Source organism: Kordiimonas aquimaris, from assembly GCF_025574485.1.
GTDB classification, from domain to species: domain Bacteria; phylum Pseudomonadota; class Alphaproteobacteria; order Sphingomonadales; family Kordiimonadaceae; genus Kordiimonas; species Kordiimonas aquimaris.
In genome coordinates, this window is sequence record NZ_JAOBPO010000001.1 from 923,955 (window position 1) to 945,590 (window position 21,636).

Genomic DNA, 21,636 nt, shown 5'->3' on the forward strand with positions numbered 1-21,636 from the left:
GCAGGGCACACATTCTGTTTTTGCTGCGCCGTGTTAGCTTGGTGTTGTTCCTGATGCTGTCGGCATTTGTTTCTGCCAAAGCAGATATAGCGTGCCAAGTACAAGTGCTGCCATACACACAAGGCTACCTTCTGGTCCAGTGCTTCCGCCGTGCAGTAGGCGGTCTCCTACCGGCTTAAGCTGAACAAACAGGGCAGGTGTGCCAGTATCAAGCCCGGTTATGGGTAATTCAAATCCGACAGCTGTGAACCAATTCCATCCTGCGTGCCAGCCCATTGCGCCCCAGATGTTGCCCGTGCGAATAACCCAGGCACAGGCAAACAGAGAGAAAACGGCAGTCAGAATATTGTCGTACCAAGGGTTGGCAGGGTTAAAGTGCATTAATGTGAAGAGCACCGAACTCACAATAATTGCACTAAGCAGGTTAAATTTTCTCGTAAGCACAGAAAGTAACCAACCACGGAAGATCAGCTCTTCAACACTCGATTGAATACCAAAGCCAATTAAAAGCATAAAAATATACAGTAGAGAAGTTGGCGAGGCGAAAGCGGGGGCAGTTGTGCCTGTTTCGTATGCGCCGAGCATCCAAATTGTAGCAACAATACCGGCCATCATAGCCATGCCGATACCATGCCCGTACCAGAATGTTTTATTGCAGTTGCCAGCGGACATACCAATGCTGGCAAGAGACCTTCGCTCGATGAACTTTACCCATAGAATGACCAGAATGCCGGTGAAACCAAATGATACAATTAGCATTGCGAATAGGCCAATTGGGCCAATGTGATCAAGTTCACTATCCACGAAACCAAGTGGTTCAAGTATCAATTTGCCAGTGCCAACCAATGTTAGAATTATTATGGCAAATGCCAAGATTGGGGCCAAAGCACCCCAAGGTAGCCAACCTTGAGCTTGCTCATCATTAAAGATTGTCTGGGATAAGATGTTCATTTTGTTTCCTCTATGTCGTGCGCCTTCGTTGAGGCTATAGTTTTGTTTTCTTATATTCTTGGATAGTGCATTCTTCCGGTAAGTATCATGTAATGTAAAATACCTGTACCGCAATGGCATTGAGATAATTGAGCGGTTTCTTGTGACAAATGAGCTGTGTGATTGGGCTATAACTAATGATTAAGGAGCGAACATGTTGAAGAAAATTCCGAAATCAGTGTTAATTATACTCGTTATAGCTATCGCAGGGCTGTGGGTGTTTTGGCCAAAGAATTTCGCGGTTAATGGTCCGCTCCTTGACTTCATAACAGGCAAACAAGCGGAAACACCAACAACAGAAATCATGCGTACACGCTTTAACTTACCACTTGGTTTTCGTATCGGTCTTTTTGCAGGGAATGTTAATAATGTACGCTCACTCCAGATAACAGAAACTGGCGATATTGTTGCTGCCAGCATGCGTGGCAATGAAATTGTGCTACTGCACCGCAATGAAGATGGTGACGGCGCATCTGATGGTCGAACAGTTTTATCTGCCGGTCGTAATCACCCGCATGGTATTGCACTGCATGATGGGTATTTGTATGCGGCGGATACGGATCGGGTTGTGCGTTTTCCGTTTGACGCTGCTGCCCGCTTGGTTGGTCAAGAGGAAACGGTGTTTACGGGTATGCCGCTTGGGGGGAACCACACAACGCGGACAATCGCTTTCGGACCTGACGGGATGTTATATATCACTGTTGGTTCAAGCTGCAATGTGTGCATCGAGGAAGAACCATACCGTGCCTCTATGTTGCGCATGACGCCTGAAGGTAATGACGTGCAGACATACGCTACAGGCCTTCGCAATAGTGTGGGGTTTGATTGGCAGCCAGGTACAGGCAACCTGTTTGCAACCGATAATGGGCGCGACCTTCTCGGTGATGATACACCGCACTGTGAGCTTAATCTAATTGAAGAGGGGGCAGACTATGGCTGGCCCTTTGCGTATGATGACCGTCAGATTGACCCTGATTACGGTATAGGTAATGAAAGCCGCGTTGCTGCCTCTCGCCCTATGTATCACGGCTTTGGCGCGCATCGTGCACCGCTTGGCATACGATTTCTAAACCCGGAAAATGCGCCTTCAGGTTATGAAAATGCAGCACTTGTTGCATTACATGGTTCATGGAATCGCAGCACACTTGCAGGTTATAAAGTTGTTTCTCTTCATTTCGCAGAAGATGGTGCGGTGGAGCAACGCGATTTTTTGACAGGCTTTGAGTTAGATGAAGATGTGATTGGTCGACCCGTTGAAATCATTCAAGGCAAAGATGGTGCGATTTATGTGTCAGATGATTATTCAGGATCAATCTATAAAATTGGCTGGGGTGACATGGTCGTGCCGGGCTTTGAGGCTGTGGCTAAAGAGGTTGTGGACCCACTAGCTGATTATAGTGATGCCGATGTTGAATTCCTTGCAGAGGCAGGCAGTGAAACATTTCGCGATTATGGTTGTGCCAGTTGCCATGATGCATCGGCAAGTGCTGAAGGTGTTGCAGTTAAAGAGCTGAAGGGCCTCGCAGTACGTTATGATGTGCCTGCCTTACAGCAACTATTTAAAGTGCCGCCAAGTTCCATGCCTTCATTTGAGTTTTCTGAAGAAGAAAGCCGCGCGCTTGCAGTATATCTGTTGAGCACCTTCGGAAATATACCCAAGTAAAAAAGGGGATGCACCTTGCCTCTTCACGGAATGCTCTAGTTCACCTAAGAGCAACAAAAAGGATATGTTATGATTAAAATTCACCACCTAAACAATAGCCGTTCGCAGCGTATGATGTGGTTTCTTGAAGAGCTGGGTTGTGAATATGAAATCGTTCATTATCAGCGCGACCAGGAAACCAGCTTGGCGCCGGATAGTTTAAAAGAAATACACCCGCTTGGTAAGTCACCTGTGTTGGAAGACGGCGATGTGAAAATTGCTGAATCCGGCGCTATCGTTGAGTATCTAGCCCGTACATACGGCAATGGCCAGTTTTCACTGACAGAAAGTGATGCTGACTACAATGCGTACCTTGAATGGCTCCATTATGCTGAAGGGTCGTTGATGTTGCCCTTATTGCTGCGGCTATACACCAGCCGTTTGGGGGATGCTGCAGCACCGCTTCAGCCGCGTATCCAAAGTGAGATAGCAAACCATTTCAGCTATGTTGCCAATAGTTTGGGGGGTAAGGAATTTTTTGCAGGTGGTAAGCTTACTGGTGCAGACATTCAAATGCTGTTCCCGATAGAGGCGATGCATTCCAGCGGCGCACTCGTTCATTTCCCGAATTTGGTTGCATATGTCGAGCGCATGCAGGCGCGTCCGGCTTATATGCGCGGTATTGAGCGCGGCGGGGAATATATCCACGGTCCAAAAGGCTAGAGATATTCACTCTTAATTGCTGCAAGGCTGTTGCAGCAATTAAATACTGAGTTTGTGCTTGCCTTTTAGAGGCTGCAATCAAGAATGAAAGGTTCAAATACTGAACCTATAAGAAACCTGTCTCCAGCAGGCGCAGCAACACTTGCGCCTGATATGGGGTTTCCATCGTTCAAATAGATTTCTTTTGTTTCTATCTCATTGTTCGAGATATTGACCATGAAAACTTGGGAAGGGGATCGTTTTGTGGCGTCGGCCGCGTGTCCGAGAAAATCAAAAGTTTTTGGATGACCAACAACCCAAAGATTGCCATCGCTATCTATTTCGATGTTGTCGAGGCCAGAATTGATCTGTTGGTCAACCTGAAGGTCAAGTGCTCCGTTTTGAGGTTCAATGCTGTATGCGGATAGTCGTTTGCCCGTTGTTTCTGCTACGTAAAGTGTGTGTTTATCGACACTGATTTGTATACCATTTGCGTAAATAAGGTCGCTTAAAACGCGCCGCATTTTGCCGTTTTCACCGCGCATAATACCAGCGCGAGCCAATCTGCCATATGTTTCCAGCGTACGCCCCAGCGGTGTCACACTGCCTTGATCAATGGATGCGTAAAAGCTGTCTGGTCCAGCGGCAGTTACATCGTTTAGGCTAATTGGCTCATCAGGTTCAACTGTTTGAATATGGCGCAAGTGATCACCGTCGATTTCAAAAACATCGACCTGACTTGTTGCCACTTTAGGGTCTATTTCACTTGGTGGATGAGACACAACGAACAGGCGGTCATTATCGCTTTGATTTTTCCATAAGCTGATGCCATGGGGATGAAAAGTGTCGTTAGTATCTGCTTCTAGTTTTATGGGGCGCTTGAACGAGCCGGGCATATAACGATAAATACCACCATCGTATTTTCCTGTTGCGCCAAGCGAACGTCGGTCCATAGCGGAAATATATGCAATACCAGTGGCGTGGTCGATGGTTATGTCTTCAGCGCCGATCACACCTTCCACGCGTGTACACATACCGGAAAAATGAGGCTCTATCGTGCGAAAAACGCCAGCACTGTGCATGGTTTCAAGTAGCAGGCCGCCAAACAAAACTGCGGTGATACCGCCACCAATCAGCAATTTCTTCATGTGCGCAAACCTTCCATATATGCCCTAATATGAAATAGTACCTTAACAACGAGGTTTTAGCGAAGCAAACGGCAGATTTTATAGTTTGTGATGCTCTTTTCTATGTTGTTCGGGGAGCCATTTTTCAATTGCTGACAGTATTGTCGTTGGTTTGAAGGGTTTAGAGAGGTGGTCATCCATACCTGCATCCCTGCAGGCTTGCTGGGTTTCAAGGTCATTACTACCTGTCATGGCAATGATTGGTACAAGTTTATTTTTTTGTTGTGAACGGATGATTTGTGTTGCTTCCATACCATTCATGTCTGGCATATTTACATCCATTAAAATGATGTCGTATTGATTAGTATTTGCCATATTGATCGCTTCTTCACCGCTTGACGCAAGGTCGTTTTGGGCATTTGCACGATCTAAAATCTTTGAGACAAGCAGATGGTTCACTGTGTTGTCGTCAACCACAAGTATCCGGATGTCACCTAACAGTGTCGTATTGCAATTTGCAGTGTCCGTATTGATATGTTCGTTATCTAATGACACAGAAAATGGCATTTCAAAATAGAAAGTGCTGCCTCGGTTTGGTATGCTCGTCACACCAATTTCACCGCCCATCAGCTCCACAAGCTGTTTGCATATAGCGAGGCCAAGGCCGGTTCCGCCATATTTTCTGGTGACTGTATCATCGGCCTGATTATAGGACTGAAAAAGGTTTGATATCTGTTGTTCAGTCATGCCGATACCTGTATCCGTAACCTCGCAGCGCAGTTTCCCGGATGTATCATTGATGGATGTGTATGACAAAGAAACAGATACAGAGCCTTCAGCCGTAAATTTTACAGCGTTGCTTGATAAGTTAATCAGTATTTGGCTTAAACGTGTCGGGTCACCTACCATTATTTGAGGTAATGCGTTTTCGCCTTCAATAACAAAGGCAATCGATTTTTCATCCGCTTTCGGGCTGATAACAGCGCGAACATTATCCAGAACATCTTTGATAGCAAAGTTGATTTTTTCAATTGAAACCTTGCCCGCTTCGATCTTGGAAAAATCCAGTGTATCATCAAGCAAATCCATTAGAACACTGCTGGATTTTTGTATGTTATGCATAAATTGACGTTGATTTTTATCGAGGGTGGTTGATGACATTAGGTCGCTTAGTACAATGATTGCATTGATAGGGTTACGCACTTCGTGGCTCATGTGCGTGACAAAGTCGGTTTTAGCTTGATTGGCGGCTTTTGCTTTTGCACTCTCAAGTTCGGCAATGTCTCGTTCATTTCTGATCTTACTGATTCTGTGAGCAATGCCGACTGCAAAGATGACGGTTTCTAGAGCTATGCCAATTGAAACTGAATATCCAACCATGTCAGAATGCTGGATCACGCCAAACTCTCGCATGTTTCTAACCAGTACACCGATAACCGGCAATAGCCAGCCCACCGCATAAAATATTGCTGCTTGGCTGTGCATTTTGATGGCACGTACTAGTGCTGCAAAAACAAATAAAACACCAACGAAAGAAACAACATGAAGCCCTGTTTCTAATGTTTCTGTGTATGGACCGCGCATGTTGACGAATACAATTGCCAAGCCCAAAAAGCTGTAGCCAAGAGTGCGTGCGACCTGCTTCCACCGACTTGTTAAAATACCTTCTTCCAGAAAACTGCATAAAAACAGTAGACCCGCGAGACCGTTCAAGCCGAGCGCGAGAATGGTGATGTTCATCTGAGCGCTGTAACTCACCAAGCCCGGAGCCAAGTATGAGAGAAACCCATAATTGACAATATTGTATGTGAGCGCAGCAAATACCACGAGGCAGTAATGAAAGTGGAAATTGAAGCGTAAAACCGTTGCCAGTGCGACGTTATAGAACAACATCGCGAGTAAGATGCCGGTGATTATCATCGTCAGCAGAATGCCCGATGTTTTACGGACTTGCCAATTTTGGCTCGTTGTAAAACTTATTTCGTGGAACAATTTGATGGACGAGGCATTTTCAAAGCCGACTAGAATATGTTGAACGGGCGATGCTCTAGCTGGCGCAGGGAACGTGACATAGTTGCCAACTGACCAATACGTATCAAAATCATAGGCGCCGACATCGTAATCAAGCATATAGCCGTCGGCGTAATGGAATTGAATGATCGCGCGTTCTGTCCAATGCCTCAGTATAGCAAGCTCATAGTCTGTATCAACTTTGGGTTTGATCTGGTCTACGTCGAGCGACAGCCAAACGACTTTCTGTGATTGTTGCGGTCGGCTTTTACAGTCTGCTTCGCTCAGGTGTTCCAGCATAGAAGGAAATTTTGGTATGCTATCTGTTTCGAAATGGCAAGCGGAAGGCAACAGATTTAAAGGTGTATTTTCTGCATTAGCTGCATGGGCACCAAACAAAAAGCCACTGAGTAGCATTAGCACGAACACAAAATGCATGCGCAATTTACTTGCCAAAATCATAATAGCTAAAGCCCCCAATACCTTTGCTGCGCAGTAAGGTAGGTTGGCTACGTGTTATTGGCAAACTTTTTCAATCAAAATGAACTGGTTGCTTGTTCGACGCTGGTTGCCTTGAATTCGTCTATTTTACAGCATCTACTATATCTTAACCTTTTGAGGGTAAGTGAAGGTGTGAATAATTGTATTCGCAAGTTGGGATGATCAATTTAAGTGAATAAGTTTCGGTACATCAAAATCGGGATGTTACTATCTGTTGCCCTAATGTGCGGCGCTTTTAGAGGCGTGTTCGCGCAGGATGTTGTTGTTTATACGGAGCATTATCCACCATTCAATTATTTGAATGAAAATGGTGAAGTTGATGGCTTAGCCACGGCAAAGGTTAAGCAAATTCTTGATGCTGCAAATATTACGTATGATATTCATATGGTGCCGTGGCCGCGTGCGATGCAGCTGTCAAAAACACAAGATAATGCGCTTATCTATACAATCACACGTACGCCTTCGCGAGAGAAAGACTTTCATTGGTTGGTGCCTTTTGCACCTACAAACTTTCATGTTTACATGCGTGCGGGTGATAACCGTGAAATGACATCAGAAGCATTGCGGGCAGGTGCGTACACGGGTAGCTGTATAGTAAGTGATATATCCTGCGAGTTATTAGCGTGGATAGGTATGCCAACAGAAAAAATTATACCCAACCTGAAACAAAGCACGGGCGATTTTCGAATGGTGATTGCAAGGCGAGCAGATTTTTACGTTAGTGAATTTGTGGTGAACGATCAGCTGAGAAAGCTTGAAGGATATGATGTTTCATTAACCAAGCCTGTAATGAAGTTGGATGTTGAGACGGGGTTTTATTTGGCCGGTAGCCGAGAGCTGTCGACTGATGTTCGTAACAAAATTCGCACAGCCTACGGCGCATTGTTAGACAGCGGTGCCTATAGTTTGCTTGATTTGACAAAAAGTGAATGAGGCTAGCGTTTTCTACCAGTCCCACTCATCATCATTTTCTTCATGAACAACTGTTGCAAACAGATCATAATTGTCACTGGCCTCAATATAAGCCATGACCATATCACCAGCGGATAAACCTTCTGCTCCAGATAAATGAACCTGACCGTCTATTTCAGGTGCATCCGCATATGTCCGGCCAATTGCGCCGCCAGTTTCGTCAACGCTGTCTATCAGTACAGCCATTTCCATGCCAACACGTTTTTTAAGCTTGTCAGACGATATCTTTTGACTAATGGCCATAAAACGATTCCATCGGTCCTGTTTTACTTCTTCAGGCACCGGATCTGGCAAGTCGTTTGCTACAGCACCTTCAACCGCTTCGTATTTGAAGCAGCCAACGCGGTCCAATTGTGCTTCTTCCAGCCAGTCTAACAAGTATTGAAAATCTTCCTCGGTCTCTCCGGGGAACCCAACAATAAAGGTAGAGCGAATAACAATTTCAGGGCAGATGGTACGCCATTTTTTAATGCGTTCCAGCACTTTTGCTTCGTTGGCCGGCCTGCGCATGGCACGCAATATTTTGGGGCTGGCATGCTGGAATGGAATGTCCAGATACGGCAGAATTTTTCCTTCTGCCATCAAGGGAATGACATCATCCACATGCGGATATGGATAAACATAATGAAGCCGCACCCATACACCGAGATCACCCAGTGCGTCTGCAAGGTCCGTCATGTGGGCGCGTATGTCGCGCTCTTTCCATGTCTCTGTCTGATGTTTTAAGTCCAACCCATAAGCAGATGTGTCTTGGCTGATAATCATCAATTCTGATGTGCCGGTTTCCACTAATTTTTCTGCCTCACGCAAAACAGCCCGAACAGGACGGGAAGCCAGATCGCCGCGCAAACTAGGAATAATGCAGAATTTACAGCGATGGTTACAGCCTTCAGAAATTTTCACATAAGCATAGTGGCGCGGTGTAAGCTTTAAGCCTGCGGGTGGCACCAGGTGCACGTAAGGTTCGTGTGGTTGCGGTGCTGCCTTATGAACTTCGCTGACGACTTGTTCGTATTGTTGCGGCCCCGTAACGGCCAACACGTCAGGCGCCACCTCGCGTACAGCGCCTTCATCCACGCCCAGGCAGCCTGTCACGATGACTTTGCCGTTTTCGTTCATCGCTTCCTTGATAGCGCCGAAACTTTCTTGCTTGGCACTGTCAATAAAGCCACAAGTGTTAACGATAACGACATCAGAACCTTCGTACTCTGCCGCAATCTCGTAACCTTCGCTACGAAGTTTGGTCAGGATGCGTTCACTGTCTACCAGCGCTTTTGGGCAGCCAAGTGATACGAAACCAACCTTTGATGAGGCTGCTTTAGGCGGTGTTGTATGTGTGTCTGTGCTCATGGCGGCGGGTTATACAGGGGAAAACATGTACCCGCCAGTAATAAATAAACAGTGGAATATAAGGTAAGTTTTAAGAGTTATCAGTTTCAAAATGCAGGTTATGCTTTTTTAAAACTTCAAGCAGCTGCACTTCATTCTCCAGCACTTCGCGATAAATCCAGCGATACCATGTTTTTCCGGCGATCACGCGGCGAGCTTCTTTTGGTCCAAGCAGTGATGCGGTTGCTTGGTATTCCTGTGATCCAACAATGAGATGAACGAAGGTTTCACGAGCATTTTGCCCGCCGCCACGGCCTTTCTCTGGCATATCAGGATACATCTGTTTCAGGTCTTGAATTGCCGCATTAATTTGTGGTTCAAGTACTAAACCAAACCAATGAAACTGTTCGTGAATGAACGTAGACAGTGCGCTTGCATCATCGTTGATGAAATAGTCATTGAGGGTGAGAATAGGATGGCTGTGCGGTGCATCCTCCTGATCTATGTAGACTGAATATGTGAATGTAAAAGGGCGCACATTATATGTGTCAAGTAAGCGCCTAAGCTGTGCCGCTGCTGCGCGCTCGCGGGCCGTGTCGTGCGCAAGGCGAATATCGAAATCACGGGCTGCTGCAAAGGAGGGGTGTGTGCCGCTGAAGACAATCAATAATAAAAAGAAAAAACGTATCATGTGCGGCGACCTCAATCAGGGATGAAGTTTCACCCTAACTGTGTGCATGTACACTCACCAGTAAACATGTCGTTAGATGCATTAGTCATCAATCCCAACGAGGGCATTTGCAAACTCTTTAGCGTCAAATGGTTGCAGGTCTTCGATGGCTTCGCCGATGCCGATAGCATGAACGGGCAGACCGAATTTATCCGCGCAGGCGACAAGGACACCACCGCGCGCTGACCCATCCAATTTAGTCATCACAATGCCGGAGATGTTTGCCAGTTTCTGAAAGACTTCAACTTGGTGCACGGCATTTTGCCCTGTTGTGGCATCCAGCACAATGATGGTGTCATGCGGTGCGCCGTCCAGCTTTTTACCAATAACACGCACAACCTTGGCCAGTTCTTCCATCAGCTCTTCACGGTTTTGAAGGCGTCCGGCTGTGTCAATCAGCAATACGTCCACATTTTCCTGTGTTGCACGTTCCATTGCTTCGTAGGCAAGGGCGGCGGCGTCAGAACCAATCTCTTTGGTTATAACTGGTACACCGACACGTTCGCCCCACACTTGAAGCTGCTCAACAGCTGCCGCGCGGAACGTATCACCCGCTGCCAGCATAACCGATTTGCCTTCATCCTTAAATTTTTTGCCAAGCTTGCCAATGGTTGTTGTTTTACCTGCACCGTTAACACCAGCCATCAGGATAACATGCGGCTTGTTGGCCGCATTGATTTCAAGTGGTTTGGCGACTGGGGCAAGAATGGTTTCAATCTCATTGGCCAAAATGGTTTTGACCTCTTCATCGGAGATTTCTTTGTCGAAACGATCTTTGGAAAGTGCTGCTGCCACACGCCCGGCAACGCTTACGCCCAAGTCTGCTGTAATGAGAAGGTCTTCCAGTTCTTCAAGTGTATCATCATCAAGTTTGCGTTTGGTGAAGATGCCGGTAATGCCGCCCGAGATGGCGCCGGTTGACTTTTTGAGGCTGCCTTTTAAGCGCTGATACCAACTTTTCTTGTTGCCATCTTCAGTGGGCGAGGTAGCCTTTGCAGGCTCAGGCTCAGGCTCAGGCTCAGGCTCAGGCTCAGGCTCAGGCTCAGGCTCAGGCTCAGGCTCAGGCTCAGGCTCAGGCTCAGGCTCAGGCTCAGGCTCAGGCTCAGGCTCAGGCTCAGGCTCAGGCTCAGGCTCAGGCTCAGGCTCAGGCTCAGGCTCAGGCTCAGGCTCAGGCTCAGGCTCAGGCTCAGGCTCAGGCTCAGGTATGGTTGGTGTTTCTATTTGTTTGGCAACCGGATGTTCGGGTGTGTTTTCTCCTGATATCTCAGGAGTTGAAACTGGTTCTTCAACGTGAGGAGTATCAACATCAGCGGTCACATCCGTTGTTATTTCAACAGGCATTTGCTCAGGTGTCTTGTCGGCTTTTTTGCTTCTGAAGCGTTGAAACCAGCTTTTTTTCTCACTCACGGTTTGTATCTCTACCTGTTTTAGGGTGTTTTCAGTGAACCAGACATGGCATGCCCGTCGCCTGCTTTCAAGGTAACAGGAACGATGTGCCCTACCAAATCAGAAGCTGCGGCGCCTGCGTCAATTGCAACAGGAATAAACTGTTCGCTGTGGCCCGTTATTATGCCGGTTTCAGATGCACGTTCAATCAGCACGTTTGCTGTTTTGCCGGTTGCGCGCTGCATTAATTTTTGTACCTGATTTTCACCAGCGGCACGCAGAGCTGCTGCACGCTCTTTGCGGATGGCTTTGGGAACAGACGGCATTCTTGCTGCAGGTGTTCCTTCGCGTTCTGAGTAAGGGAAGATATGCAGCCATGTCAGGTCACATTCTTCGACCAGCTTCAGGCTATTTTCAAACATGGCATCGGTTTCTGTGGGGAAACCAGCGATAATATCGGCACCATAAACCATGTCAGGTCGCGCTTTGCTGACACGGTTACAAAACGCGATAGCATCCTCTCGCATATGGCGGCGTTTCATGCGTTTCAACACCATGTTGTCGCCTGCCTGCAAACTGAGGTGCAAGTGAGGCATAAGCCGCTTATCACCTATGATGGCATCATAAAGCGGTTCGTCTACTTCAATACTATCAATAGACGAAATGCGCAGGCGCGGCAGGTCAGGCACAAGTGTCAGAATTTTCTGTACAAGCATACCAAGCGTTGGATTGCCGGGAAGGTCTTCGCCGAAGCTTGTGATGTCAACACCGGTTAACACCACTTCATTGTAGCCTTGATCGACCAGACTTTTGATTTGGTTCACCACTTCGCCCATTGCTACAGAGCGGCTGTTGCCGCGGCCATAAGGGATAATGCAGAACGTACAGCGGTGGTTGCATCCGTTTTGAATTTGAACAAATGCCCGTGAGCGTTCCCCGAAGCCGTCAATAAGATGCCCTGCCGTTTCTTTAACGGAGAAAATATCATTGACCTGAACACGTTCGGCGTGGGTTAGATTGAGGCCACTGAAAGAACGTGCGTCCAGTTTTTCTTGATTGCCAATCACAGATGTCACTTCATCCATGTTGGCAAACTGCTCAGGGTCAATTTGCGCAGCACATCCTGTGACAACAATGGGCGTGTTGGGTCGGTCGCGCTTCATGCGGCGAATACTTTGTCTTGCCTGTCGTGTGGCTTCTGCGGTCACTGCGCATGTGTTAACGATAACAATATCTTCAAGGCCAGCATCTTCGGCGTGGCGACGCATTACTTCGGATTCGTATGCGTTTAGCCGGCAGCCAAAAGTAACAATTTCTGGCTTGGCTGTCACAGTCTTATCTCGCCGTGAAAGCTGTGAGTGGCTGAGCCAGTCATTTGCACTGTTCCATTATCGAGCCATTCGATTGTAAGATCGCCGCCATCAAGAGTGACAGTAGCCTTGCGTCCCACCAAGCCACGCCGTGATGCTGCGACCAATGCAGCACAAGCGCCTGAACCACATGCTTCTGTAATACCTGCGCCGCGTTCCCACACGCGTTGCCTCAGTACACCGTCAGATACACTTACAATCGATACATTAACGCGCTCAGGAAATAATGGGTCAGTCTCAATTTCTGGGCCCCAACGTTCAAGGTCAATGGCTTCAGCGTCATCTACAAAGAATACAGCATGTGGGTTGCCCATGTTAACGCAGCCTGGTGCAGACAGTGGACCTTTTTGATAATCCAGTGTGTCTGTAGGCATGGCTTGTGCAAGCGGAATGGATTGCCACTCCAGATTTGCTTTCCCCATGTTGACAGAGATCAAAGTATCATCTGCTTGTGCAGTTAGCAGGCCTGCAATTGTCTCAATACTTACTGATTTTTTGTTTGTTTCCTGCAGCAAGATTTGGCCAACACAGCGTGTTGCATTACCGCAAGCGCCTGCTTGTGTGCCGTCTGCGTTCCATATTTCCATTCGGATATCTGCTGTTTCAGAGCTATGCATCACAATCAACTGGTCGCAACCAACGCCGTGCCGCCGGTTGGCAACAAGGCGCGTGTGCTCTTTTGTCATCTCTAGCGATTGCTTGCGTGCATCGAAGATAACAAAATCATTGCCAAGGCCATGCATTTTAACAAACGGGTATATGTATGTATCAGTTGTCATGAGGCGCTTATATGGGGTCTGATAGTGACGAGTCTATCCTTTTTGATACATTGGCAATTGCTTTTGTTCTTCCCAATATGTTTTTTAATAAGAATAGGCCTGTCTGAACATAAAGTGAGCGTGCATTGAAAAAGCTAATTCTGCATATTGGAACTCATCGATGTGGCTCCACTGCAATTCAGACAATGCTTGATGGCCTGCGATCTAAATTCGAAGAAAACAATATAAGCATTGTTATGCGCAGTGATATGGAGCGCGGCGTTTTAGATTTCAGAAGACTGCATCGCTTTAATCGCTTAAATCCGATGTGGATCTATAAGCTTCGGCGTTTGGCCGACGATATAAAAAGGTCTGCAAGTCACACAATTGTTGTTAGTGAAGAAAATATCATGGGCACCATGCCCGGTGTATTAAGTCCGGATTTTTATCCTTATTTTCCACGTTTAATTGGTAGCTTTGCATTTCTGGTCGAGCGGCTTGCACCTGAGTGGACGGTTTGCCCGCGCTTGGTGGTCAGGCGGCAAGATCATTATCTGGAGTCTGTATATGCTTTTCGTGTATCACGAGGTTTGACGCTTGGCTTTAATGACTTTCTCGCACAAATTGATATATCATCATTATCTTGGGTGCCGTTTCTGGATCAGCTGATTAACTTACGTGATGTTTGTAATGTGAAAATTGCAGCACTTGAAATGTGGCACGGCGACAGTGCGGCCAAAGAAGCCGCCCGGTTTCTGGAAATATCTGATGTTGAAGATATGGAATTTCAAAGGTTGCGCGGTAATCGACGCCATGATCCGGAGGCATTAACTTTTATACTGGCGTGTAATCGCATGGGAATTGATGGAAGTCAGGTATTTGATGCGAAGCAAGCGTCCCTCATAGATTGTGCAGCACTTGTAGAGCAATTGGGTGATCAGATAACGCCCCAACAGCGTTCACAGTTGATAAGTGAAATTTCGAAGCCTGTTGAGCTTGGGTTTTCAGCATCTGACCGCAACTCGTTTCTTGCAGTGCTTGAAGATCAAAATAATGAATTTCTAAACCATGAATCGGTCATTTCGAATAGTGCCGTATGGGGTTAGCTTATCCGAAAACGAGCGGGAGCAGTGCATAACAAACCGCTGTAACCAGAAACATACCAAATACATTCAGCCACAGACCAGCTCGTGCCATTGTTGGTATATTAATATGTCCTGTTGAATAAATCACAGCATTGGGTGCTGTGGCTACAGGCAACATAAAAGCACAACTTGCAGCCATTGCTGTTGGTGCCGCGAGCATAATTGGATCAAAATTTCCAACCGCGGCAACCGCGGCCAGTACAGGCACAAGTGCTGCTGTGGTAGCTGTGTTACTTGTTAATTCTGTTAAGAAGATAACAAGAGCCACGATGGCAAAGATCAAAATAATAAGTGGTGCACCAGCCATGCCAGCCATGTTTTCACCAAGCCATATCGCAAGGCCTGTTTTTTTAATGGCAGCAGCAAGACTAAGGCCCCCGCCAAACAATAAAATCACACCCCAAGGCAATTTAACGGCAGTTTCCCAATCCAGTAAGCGTGCGCGGTCTTGTGTTTTGGCTGGTATCAAAAACATTGCGAGTGCGCCGGCAACAGCCACTACCATGTTACTCAAGCCCGAAAACGCCTCAAACTTCTTTAATGCCTCGACAGAAATCCAGGCGGTTGCCATACATGCAAAAACAATCGAAACGCGTATTTCCGCTGCACTGATTGGGGCAAGCTGGCGGATTTCTTCAGCGACAACAACATCCCCGCCGGATGCTTCTTCAGCATTAACAGGGAAAACAATTTTTGTCAGAACAACCCACGCGGCAGGCACCATAACGAGCACAACAGGAACGCCAAACAGCATCCAGTCGAGAAAACTAATAGCACGCCCCGTTTCCTGTTCCATAAAAGCGACAACAAATGCATTTGGGGGTGTCCCAATGATGGTGCCCAGACCTCCAATTGATGATGCCCATGCACAACCAAGCAATAATGCGATTGTAAAGCGGTGTTCTCTCGCTCGTTCACCGAGAACAGTTTCCGCCACACTAAGGGCGATTGGTACCATCATAAGCGTTGTGGCAGTGTTGGATATCCACATTGAAAGTACGGCACTTGCAACCATAAACCCGCCAATTAATGACGCGGGATGACCATTTGCCTTAGATAGAATGTTCAGAGCTATGCGGCGGTGCAATCCCCACCTTTGCATTGCCATTGCGGCAATGAAGCCACCTAAAAGTAGAAAAATGACAGGGTCTGTATAAGGATTTGAGGCTTCGCCAGCTGAAGAAATCCCCATCATAGGCAGCAAGATAAGTGGCACCAGACTTGTCGCCGGAACAGGCAGTGCCTCGGTTGCCCACCAAACAGCCATAAGGCTTGTTATGGCAACAACATGCCATGCATCAACGGTTAATGCCGCGGGCTTATCCAGAAATAATAGAATTAAAAAAACAATGGGCCCTAGCAGCAGTCCAACGTCCTGATACTTCGCGCGCGTTGATGTTGGCACCGCATTCGTCATTGCCATAAAACGTTATCCCCCACGCTTTGGCCCATTAGTTTTATGCTCGAAGGCATGAAACTAATACTCTATATGTGTTTACATACCTTGTGGATACTTATTTATACAACTAGGGTAAACATTCTAAATGGGGGTGGGTGCGTATTAGTCTCGAGAGCTAAGGTCGCAGGTGTGGTCGTTAACGATGAGTACTAGTGAAGAGCAAATGAACGCGGAAACACCAGAGCAGGATATGCGAGACAGCATATCTGCTGCGAAAATTCGCGCTGTTGTTGGCGAACTTTATTACCGTCAATTTTCAATCTTGCTCGCTTTGACAGCAGCATACTATGTGTTGGTAACAGTTAAAGATTTCCTATATCCGCATCCTGAACTTTCTTGGATACTTAACACTGCGAACCTAGCGGTTTTGGGATTGCTTGCTACAACCTTTTTCATGGAAAAAAAAGGTATTATCAACGCTGACAATATATACCTGACGCCCATCCCCATCTCTATCGCAATGGTTATCAACGTGCATTGTCACGTTATCATTTATGACGATGTCAATATGATGTTGCGGGGTTTATTGCTGATTGTGGCGTTTGGCATTGTTTCTTTACTGCCTTGGATTTTCTGGTTGCTGGTACCTTTCGCAAGTCTGTTTTATTTTGGGGCTGCATACTCGTTACTGGGTAATCAAAGTGGACCACTGATTGTTCTGGGTGTTGGTGCGTCCATGATTTCTTATGCCGGGTTTGCTGTGCGGCATAATTCAGTTCTTGAACAAATTCGGTTGACGCTTGTGAATCAGGAGCGTGCACAAAAGATGGAACAGCTGGCTCGGGCAAAAGATGAATTTGTTGCCAATATGAGCCATGAGTTGCGAACACCGTTAACTGGACTTATGGGTATGGTAGATTTGCTGGAAGATGCCCCTTTGCGGCCAATAGACAAACATCACCTTATGACGGCAAAATCCAGCGCGGAAACGCTACGTGTGGTTATTGATGATATCCTTGATTTATCAAAGCTGAATGCAGGTAAGCTGAAACTGAAAGATACACCATTTGAGCTGGGGTTACTTGCGTCAGAAGTGTCTGAAATGATGAGTGTTGCTGCCGCGAAGAAAAGTATCGGACTCGCTTTAAAGCTGCCGCTGGAGGATATACCCTTTGTTATTGGTGATCAGGCTCGTTTACGGCAGATTTTGTTCAACTTAACAGGTAACGCGGTCAAGTTTACCTCAAAAGGTGAGGTGGTTCTGTCGCTGATCCTGTTGGACTTGGCTGATGATGCTATAACTGTCCGTTTTCAGGTTGAAGACACAGGGGTTGGTATTGCGCCAGATGATATGGCTCGGTTGTTTGATCGATTTGAACAGATCGATAGTTCTGCGACACGTGGTCATGCAGGTACAGGCTTGGGGCTTGCCATTTCTCAGGAACTTGCCCAGTTAATGGGAGGGCGCGTACAGGCGGAAAGTACACTCGGTAAAGGGTCTGTTTTTTGGGTTGATCTTGTTTTAAAACGTGCGCCTGCTGATGCTGTGGCCATGATGAGCGTAAGGCATGTTTCGGAGGAAGCCCCAAGTCAGAAATCAACGAAGCCTATGCATGTCTTGATTGCTGAAGACAACCCGGTTAACCAAATGTTGATAGGTAAACTTGTGGAAAAAGCGTCTTGGAAGACTACATTTGTAAATGATGGTGAAGCTGCATTGGACGCTGCGCTTAAAACGCCGTTTGATCTAATTTTGATGGATATCCAGATGCCGAAAATGTCTGGTGATGTTGCAGCTGAAGAAATTAGAAAACGCAGTGGGTGCAATCAGAAAACGCCGATCCTAGCATTAACAGCCAACTGCTTAAGTGAAGATGTTGAACGATATATGGACAGTGGTATGAACGATGTTATCGCTAAACCCATTAAGCTTGAATTGTTCTATCAAACAATTAGTCAGCATATGCCCTCATGAGCGCATCAAAAAAATACATGGAAGGACAAGTTAAGGAAGATGCAGCATTGCGCGTGAAGCGCTCTATTGATCGCATCTATAGCCAGCAGTTATCGAAAATTCTATTGGTAGTGATAGCTTATTATTCCTTCATTACCGTATCACATTATTTCTTCATAGCTGAAGACATCCGTGCAGCTGTAATGTTTGTGTCTACGTTAACGGCGTTATCTAGTAGCTTGGTGTATTTTCTAATCAGGGCTCACCTTTTACGGCATAGTCAAACGCATGCCGCATTTATTCCAGTTGGGCTAATTGCGATTGCCGCCGTTTACACGCATATCTTCTTAACTGAGGACCAATTGCAGCTAACCAACGGAATTTTAATTCTGTTTGCTTTTGGTTTTCTTACCTTGTCGCGGCGTGTCTTCACGTTGTTTTTCGTGATTAGCAGTGCGCTTTATATTGGCGTTCTCTTATCCATGCCTGGTCCCTATACAGCGCATTTTGCTTTCATGTATCTCGCAGCAGGTGCGCTTGGTGTTCTATGTTTCGTTTTACGCTACCGCACGACGCACAGCGCACAACGTTTGCTCGTTGCCAATCGACATAAAACATCGCAGCTCGTTATGGTTTCCAAGCAGATGCAAAAAGAAACCGAGCAGGCACAAATTGCCGCGGCAAGCGCTGAGCAGGCTAACAAAGCCAAGGATGCTTTTCTTGCCAATACTACGCACGAACTGAGGACGCCGCTCACAGGTGTTCTGGGTATGCTTGACCTTCTTGATGACACAGGTCTGACAAAACAACAGGAAGAAGCAGTAACGGCAGCAAAGTTTAGTGCACGTACGTTGCTAGTGGTGATTAATGATCTGCTGGATTTGGCGAAAATTGACGCAGGTACATTCGAATTAAAGGCACTGCCGTTCTCACTGCAAATAGTAACAAGGCATGTGGCTGATTTACTCCGGCCGCAGGCGGAAGCCAAAGGGCTTATGCTAAATGTCATTGGACTAGATGCCGTTGACACTCCTTTAATTGGCGACCCTGTTAGAATTGGTCAAATCCTGCTGAACTTGCTTGATAATGCTATTAAGTTCACGGAACAGGGCGCTATCACTGTTTCTATCAAGTCATTACCTGCTACATCCGAGACAAAGGGGGCGAGCGGGAACCTGAATAATTACAAAACCGTTTCTGTTATGGTGCGTGATACAGGTGTGGGTTTTGATGCAGAAGACTGGGGGCGCTTGTTTGCCCGATTTGAACAACTGGATAATTCCGCGACTCGCCAAGCTGAAGGTGCCGGACTTGGCCTTTCCATATGCCAGAGTATCGCGAAGCATATGAATGGTAATATCGTTGTAGATAGTGTTGCGGGTCAGGGGTCTGAATTTACCTTTGCTGTAACACTTCCTGTGGCTCACGATATTGAGGATATTGATCTTGGTTTGGTTTCGCGACCAGCTATTTTAACTGATGTGCAGAAACCTGAACAATTGGTCGACAATAGAATTGTTGATGATCATCAAAGCAAAACAAGTGAAAATGATAGCGTTCGTATTCTTTTGGCAGAGGACAATCGTATTAACCAAATGCTTGTGAAGAAGCTGGCTGGTAAATTTAATTGGTCGCTTGATATCGCTGAAAACGGGGAGGCTGCGGTCCGGTGTGTTGAAGAGAATTTGCCTTACGATTTAATCTTGATGGATATTCGCATGCCTGAAATGGATGGGGTGACCGCGACCAAGATCATCAAGAAAATGCCACCGTTTCGCGCCAATACGCCGATTGTTGCGTTGACAGCTAATACGAGTGAAGAAGATACACAAACTTATATAGAGGCTGGTATGCTGACTGTTATTGGGAAGCCGGTAGACGCTAAAAAATTAAAGCAAGAAGTGGATAAAGTGATCACGGCTAAAGTTCATTTCTGATCAGTTTATTACATGCTTCCTTTTTAGATACTATTTTTGAAAACGCTAAAGGACGTCAATCCCGCAGTTTAGCTTGACATACCAACGTGCTTTCAGTACTAAGCACGCAAATTCCGGTAGGAAATTGAAAACATAGCAAGCACCATTTGACCAGAGCAAAGGTGCACACCAGTCAGCGAGTTTCGCCCACTGGTGCCAAAACTCTTTGTTTGTCATGATTTTATCGGTTTGTTGATGCTTATGACTGAGGAACGTTGCACGCATGTTTGACAATTTATCAGATCGTCTAGGCGGTATATTTGATGGCTTGAAGCGCCGTGGTGCGCTGAAAGAATCAGATGTAACAGAAGCATTGCGCGAAGTGCGTGTTGCTTTACTGGAAGCTGATGTTGCACTGCCTGTTGTAAAAGACTTCGTTGCTGCGGTTAAAAAGAAAGCTATTGGTCACGACGTTCTGAAATCAGTAACGCCAGGTCAGCAGGTTGTTAAGATTGTCAATGATGAGATGGTCGCCATGCTGGGTGACGGCGCAACAGCGCTGAACACAGTAGGTGTGCCGCCGGTTGTTTATCTGATGGTGGGTCTGCAGGGGTCTGGTAAAACAACTACCAGCGCTAAAATTGCCAAGCGTCTTACCGAAAAAGAAAACAAAAAGGTCATGATGGCTTCGCTTGATGTGCGCCGCCCAGCTGCACAAGAGCAACTAAAAATTCTTGGCGAGCAAGTCGGCGTAAAAACGCTGCCTATCATTGCAGGCCAAATGCCAACGGATATCGCACGACGTGCTATTGAGGCGTCTAAGCTTCAGGGTTTTGATGTTCTTATTCTCGATACCGCTGGCCGTTTGCATGTTGATCAAAGCCTGATGGCTGAGGTTGTTGCTGTCAGAGACATATCGCAACCAACAGAAACTTTGCTGGTTGCTGATAGCCTGACCGGACAAGATGCGGTTAACGTTGCAAAAGAGTTTGACGTTCAGGTCGGCATCACAGGTGTTGCGCTTACGCGGATGGACGGTGATGGTCGCGGCGGTGCAGCTCTTTCCATGCGTGCTGTCACGGGCAAACCGATAAAGCTTGCCGGTACTGGCGAAAAAATGGACGCGCTGGAGGATTTCCATCCTGAGCGTGTTGCAAGCCGTATTCTTGGCATGGGCGATGTTGTCAGCCTTGTCGAAAAAGCGGCTGAAACCATCGAACAGGCTGACGCTGAAAAGATGGCCAAGAAGATGGCCAAAGGTCAGTTTGATCTTAATGATTTAAGGTCTCAGTTGCAGCAAATGTCCAAAATGGGTGGCCTGAAAGGCGTACTTGGTATGTTGCCTGGTATGGGCAAGATGAAGAGCGCAATGAACCAGTCCGGCGTTGATGATAAAGTTTTCAAACGTCAGGAGGCGATCATCTCATCCATGACGAAACTTGAACGTATCAAACCGCAAGTAATTAACGCATCGCGCAAAAAACGTATTGCTGCAGGTTCAGGAACTTCTGTTCCTGAAGTTAATAAGTTGCTGAAGATGCATATGCAGATGGCAAAAATGATGAAAAAAATGTCCAAGATGGGCAAAGGTGGGCGCATGCCAACCATGCCAGGAATGGGCGGTATGCCAGGCGGATTGCCGCCGGGTTTTGACAAATTGCTTTCATAGAGAATGCTTTAACCGAATTTCTTCAGGAACTAGGTC

Annotated in this window: 16 protein-coding genes; 7 read left to right on the forward strand and 9 right to left on the reverse strand. The window is 46.6% G+C overall.

All coding sequences use genetic code 11. The annotated features are described in order from the left end of the window. Nucleotides 1-33: 33 nt before the first annotated feature. Nucleotides 34-951: a CPBP family intramembrane glutamic endopeptidase gene (locus OEU88_RS04405; protein ID WP_262693895.1), complete on the reverse strand. Its 918-nt coding sequence runs from the start codon at nucleotides 949-951 to the stop codon at nucleotides 34-36. Between the two features lie 193 nt (nucleotides 952-1,144). Here OEU88_RS04405 and OEU88_RS04410 point away from each other — a divergent pair, with 193 nt between their 5' ends. After that, the gene (locus OEU88_RS04410; protein ID WP_262693896.1) at nucleotides 1,145-2,653 is read left to right on the forward strand and encodes a PQQ-dependent sugar dehydrogenase; all 1,509 of its coding nucleotides are present in this window, start codon (nucleotides 1,145-1,147) and stop codon (nucleotides 2,651-2,653) included. 69 nt (nucleotides 2,654-2,722) lie between these two features. After that, nucleotides 2,723-3,355, forward strand: a complete 633-nt coding sequence (locus tag OEU88_RS04415) for a glutathione S-transferase family protein (RefSeq protein WP_262693897.1) — start codon at nucleotides 2,723-2,725, stop codon at nucleotides 3,353-3,355. Nucleotides 3,356-3,420: 65 nt separating this feature from the next. Here the strand turns inward: OEU88_RS04415 and OEU88_RS04420 are convergent, their stop codons facing one another. After that, the gene (locus tag OEU88_RS04420) at nucleotides 3,421-4,482 is read right to left on the reverse strand and encodes an SMP-30/gluconolactonase/LRE family protein (RefSeq protein WP_262693898.1); all 1,062 of its coding nucleotides are present in this window, start codon (nucleotides 4,480-4,482) and stop codon (nucleotides 3,421-3,423) included. Between the two features lie 78 nt (nucleotides 4,483-4,560). Beyond that, the gene (locus OEU88_RS04425) at nucleotides 4,561-6,933 is read right to left on the reverse strand and encodes an ATP-binding protein (RefSeq protein ID WP_262693899.1); all 2,373 of its coding nucleotides are present in this window, start codon (nucleotides 6,931-6,933) and stop codon (nucleotides 4,561-4,563) included. Between the two features lie 210 nt (nucleotides 6,934-7,143). Between OEU88_RS04425 and OEU88_RS04430 the strand changes: the two genes are divergently transcribed. Continuing rightward, nucleotides 7,144-7,905, forward strand: a complete 762-nt coding sequence (locus tag OEU88_RS04430) for a substrate-binding periplasmic protein (RefSeq protein WP_262693900.1) — start codon at nucleotides 7,144-7,146, stop codon at nucleotides 7,903-7,905. Nucleotides 7,906-7,917: 12 nt separating this feature from the next. Here the strand turns inward: OEU88_RS04430 and rimO are convergent, their stop codons facing one another. The 5 genes from rimO to dapF form a co-directional block, all read right to left on the reverse strand. Further along, nucleotides 7,918-9,294 (reverse strand): 30S ribosomal protein S12 methylthiotransferase RimO, encoded by a 1,377-nt coding sequence (gene rimO / locus OEU88_RS04435; protein ID WP_262693901.1) that lies wholly within the window; start codon nucleotides 9,292-9,294, stop codon nucleotides 7,918-7,920. A 70-nt stretch (nucleotides 9,295-9,364) separates the two neighbouring features. Continuing rightward, nucleotides 9,365-9,964 (reverse strand): hypothetical protein, encoded by a 600-nt coding sequence (locus OEU88_RS04440; RefSeq protein WP_262693902.1) that lies wholly within the window; start codon nucleotides 9,962-9,964, stop codon nucleotides 9,365-9,367. Nucleotides 9,965-10,045: 81 nt separating this feature from the next. Continuing rightward, the gene (gene ftsY / locus OEU88_RS04445) at nucleotides 10,046-11,410 is read right to left on the reverse strand and encodes a signal recognition particle-docking protein FtsY (protein WP_262693903.1); all 1,365 of its coding nucleotides are present in this window, start codon (nucleotides 11,408-11,410) and stop codon (nucleotides 10,046-10,048) included. Between the two features lie 20 nt (nucleotides 11,411-11,430). Further along, entirely contained in the window at nucleotides 11,431-12,720 is a 1,290-nt protein-coding gene (mtaB, locus tag OEU88_RS04450; RefSeq protein ID WP_262693904.1) for a tRNA (N(6)-L-threonylcarbamoyladenosine(37)-C(2))-methylthiotransferase MtaB, read from the reverse strand. Then, on the reverse strand, nucleotides 12,717-13,538 hold the full coding sequence (gene dapF, locus OEU88_RS04455) for a diaminopimelate epimerase (protein ID WP_262693905.1): 822 nt from the start codon (nucleotides 13,536-13,538) through the stop codon (nucleotides 12,717-12,719). The genes mtaB and dapF overlap by 4 nt, the downstream gene beginning before the upstream one ends. Before the next feature lie 125 nt (nucleotides 13,539-13,663). Between dapF and OEU88_RS04460 the strand changes: the two genes are divergently transcribed. Beyond that, the gene (locus tag OEU88_RS04460; protein WP_262693906.1) at nucleotides 13,664-14,623 is read left to right on the forward strand and encodes a hypothetical protein; all 960 of its coding nucleotides are present in this window, start codon (nucleotides 13,664-13,666) and stop codon (nucleotides 14,621-14,623) included. Between the two features lies 1 nt (nucleotide 14,624). Here OEU88_RS04460 and OEU88_RS04465 read toward each other — a convergent pair whose 3' ends face one another. Further along, on the reverse strand, nucleotides 14,625-16,085 hold the full coding sequence (locus OEU88_RS04465; RefSeq protein WP_262693907.1) for an SLC13 family permease: 1,461 nt from the start codon (nucleotides 16,083-16,085) through the stop codon (nucleotides 14,625-14,627). A gap of 178 nt (nucleotides 16,086-16,263) precedes the next feature. Between OEU88_RS04465 and OEU88_RS04470 the strand changes: the two genes are divergently transcribed. The 3 genes from OEU88_RS04470 (at nucleotide 16,264) to ffh (ending at nucleotide 21,600) form a co-directional block, all read left to right on the forward strand. Further along, on the forward strand, nucleotides 16,264-18,036 hold the full coding sequence (locus OEU88_RS04470) for an ATP-binding protein (RefSeq protein WP_262693908.1): 1,773 nt from the start codon (nucleotides 16,264-16,266) through the stop codon (nucleotides 18,034-18,036). After that, nucleotides 18,033-19,952 (forward strand): ATP-binding protein, encoded by a 1,920-nt coding sequence (locus OEU88_RS04475; RefSeq protein ID WP_262693909.1) that lies wholly within the window; start codon nucleotides 18,033-18,035, stop codon nucleotides 19,950-19,952. Before OEU88_RS04470 ends, OEU88_RS04475 begins: the two co-directional genes overlap by 4 nt. Before the next feature lie 262 nt (nucleotides 19,953-20,214). Next, a complete protein-coding gene (ffh, locus tag OEU88_RS04480; protein ID WP_262693911.1) occupies nucleotides 20,215-21,600 on the forward strand; it encodes a signal recognition particle protein in 1,386 nt (461 codons plus the stop codon). Nucleotides 21,601-21,636: the final 36 nt, after the last annotated feature.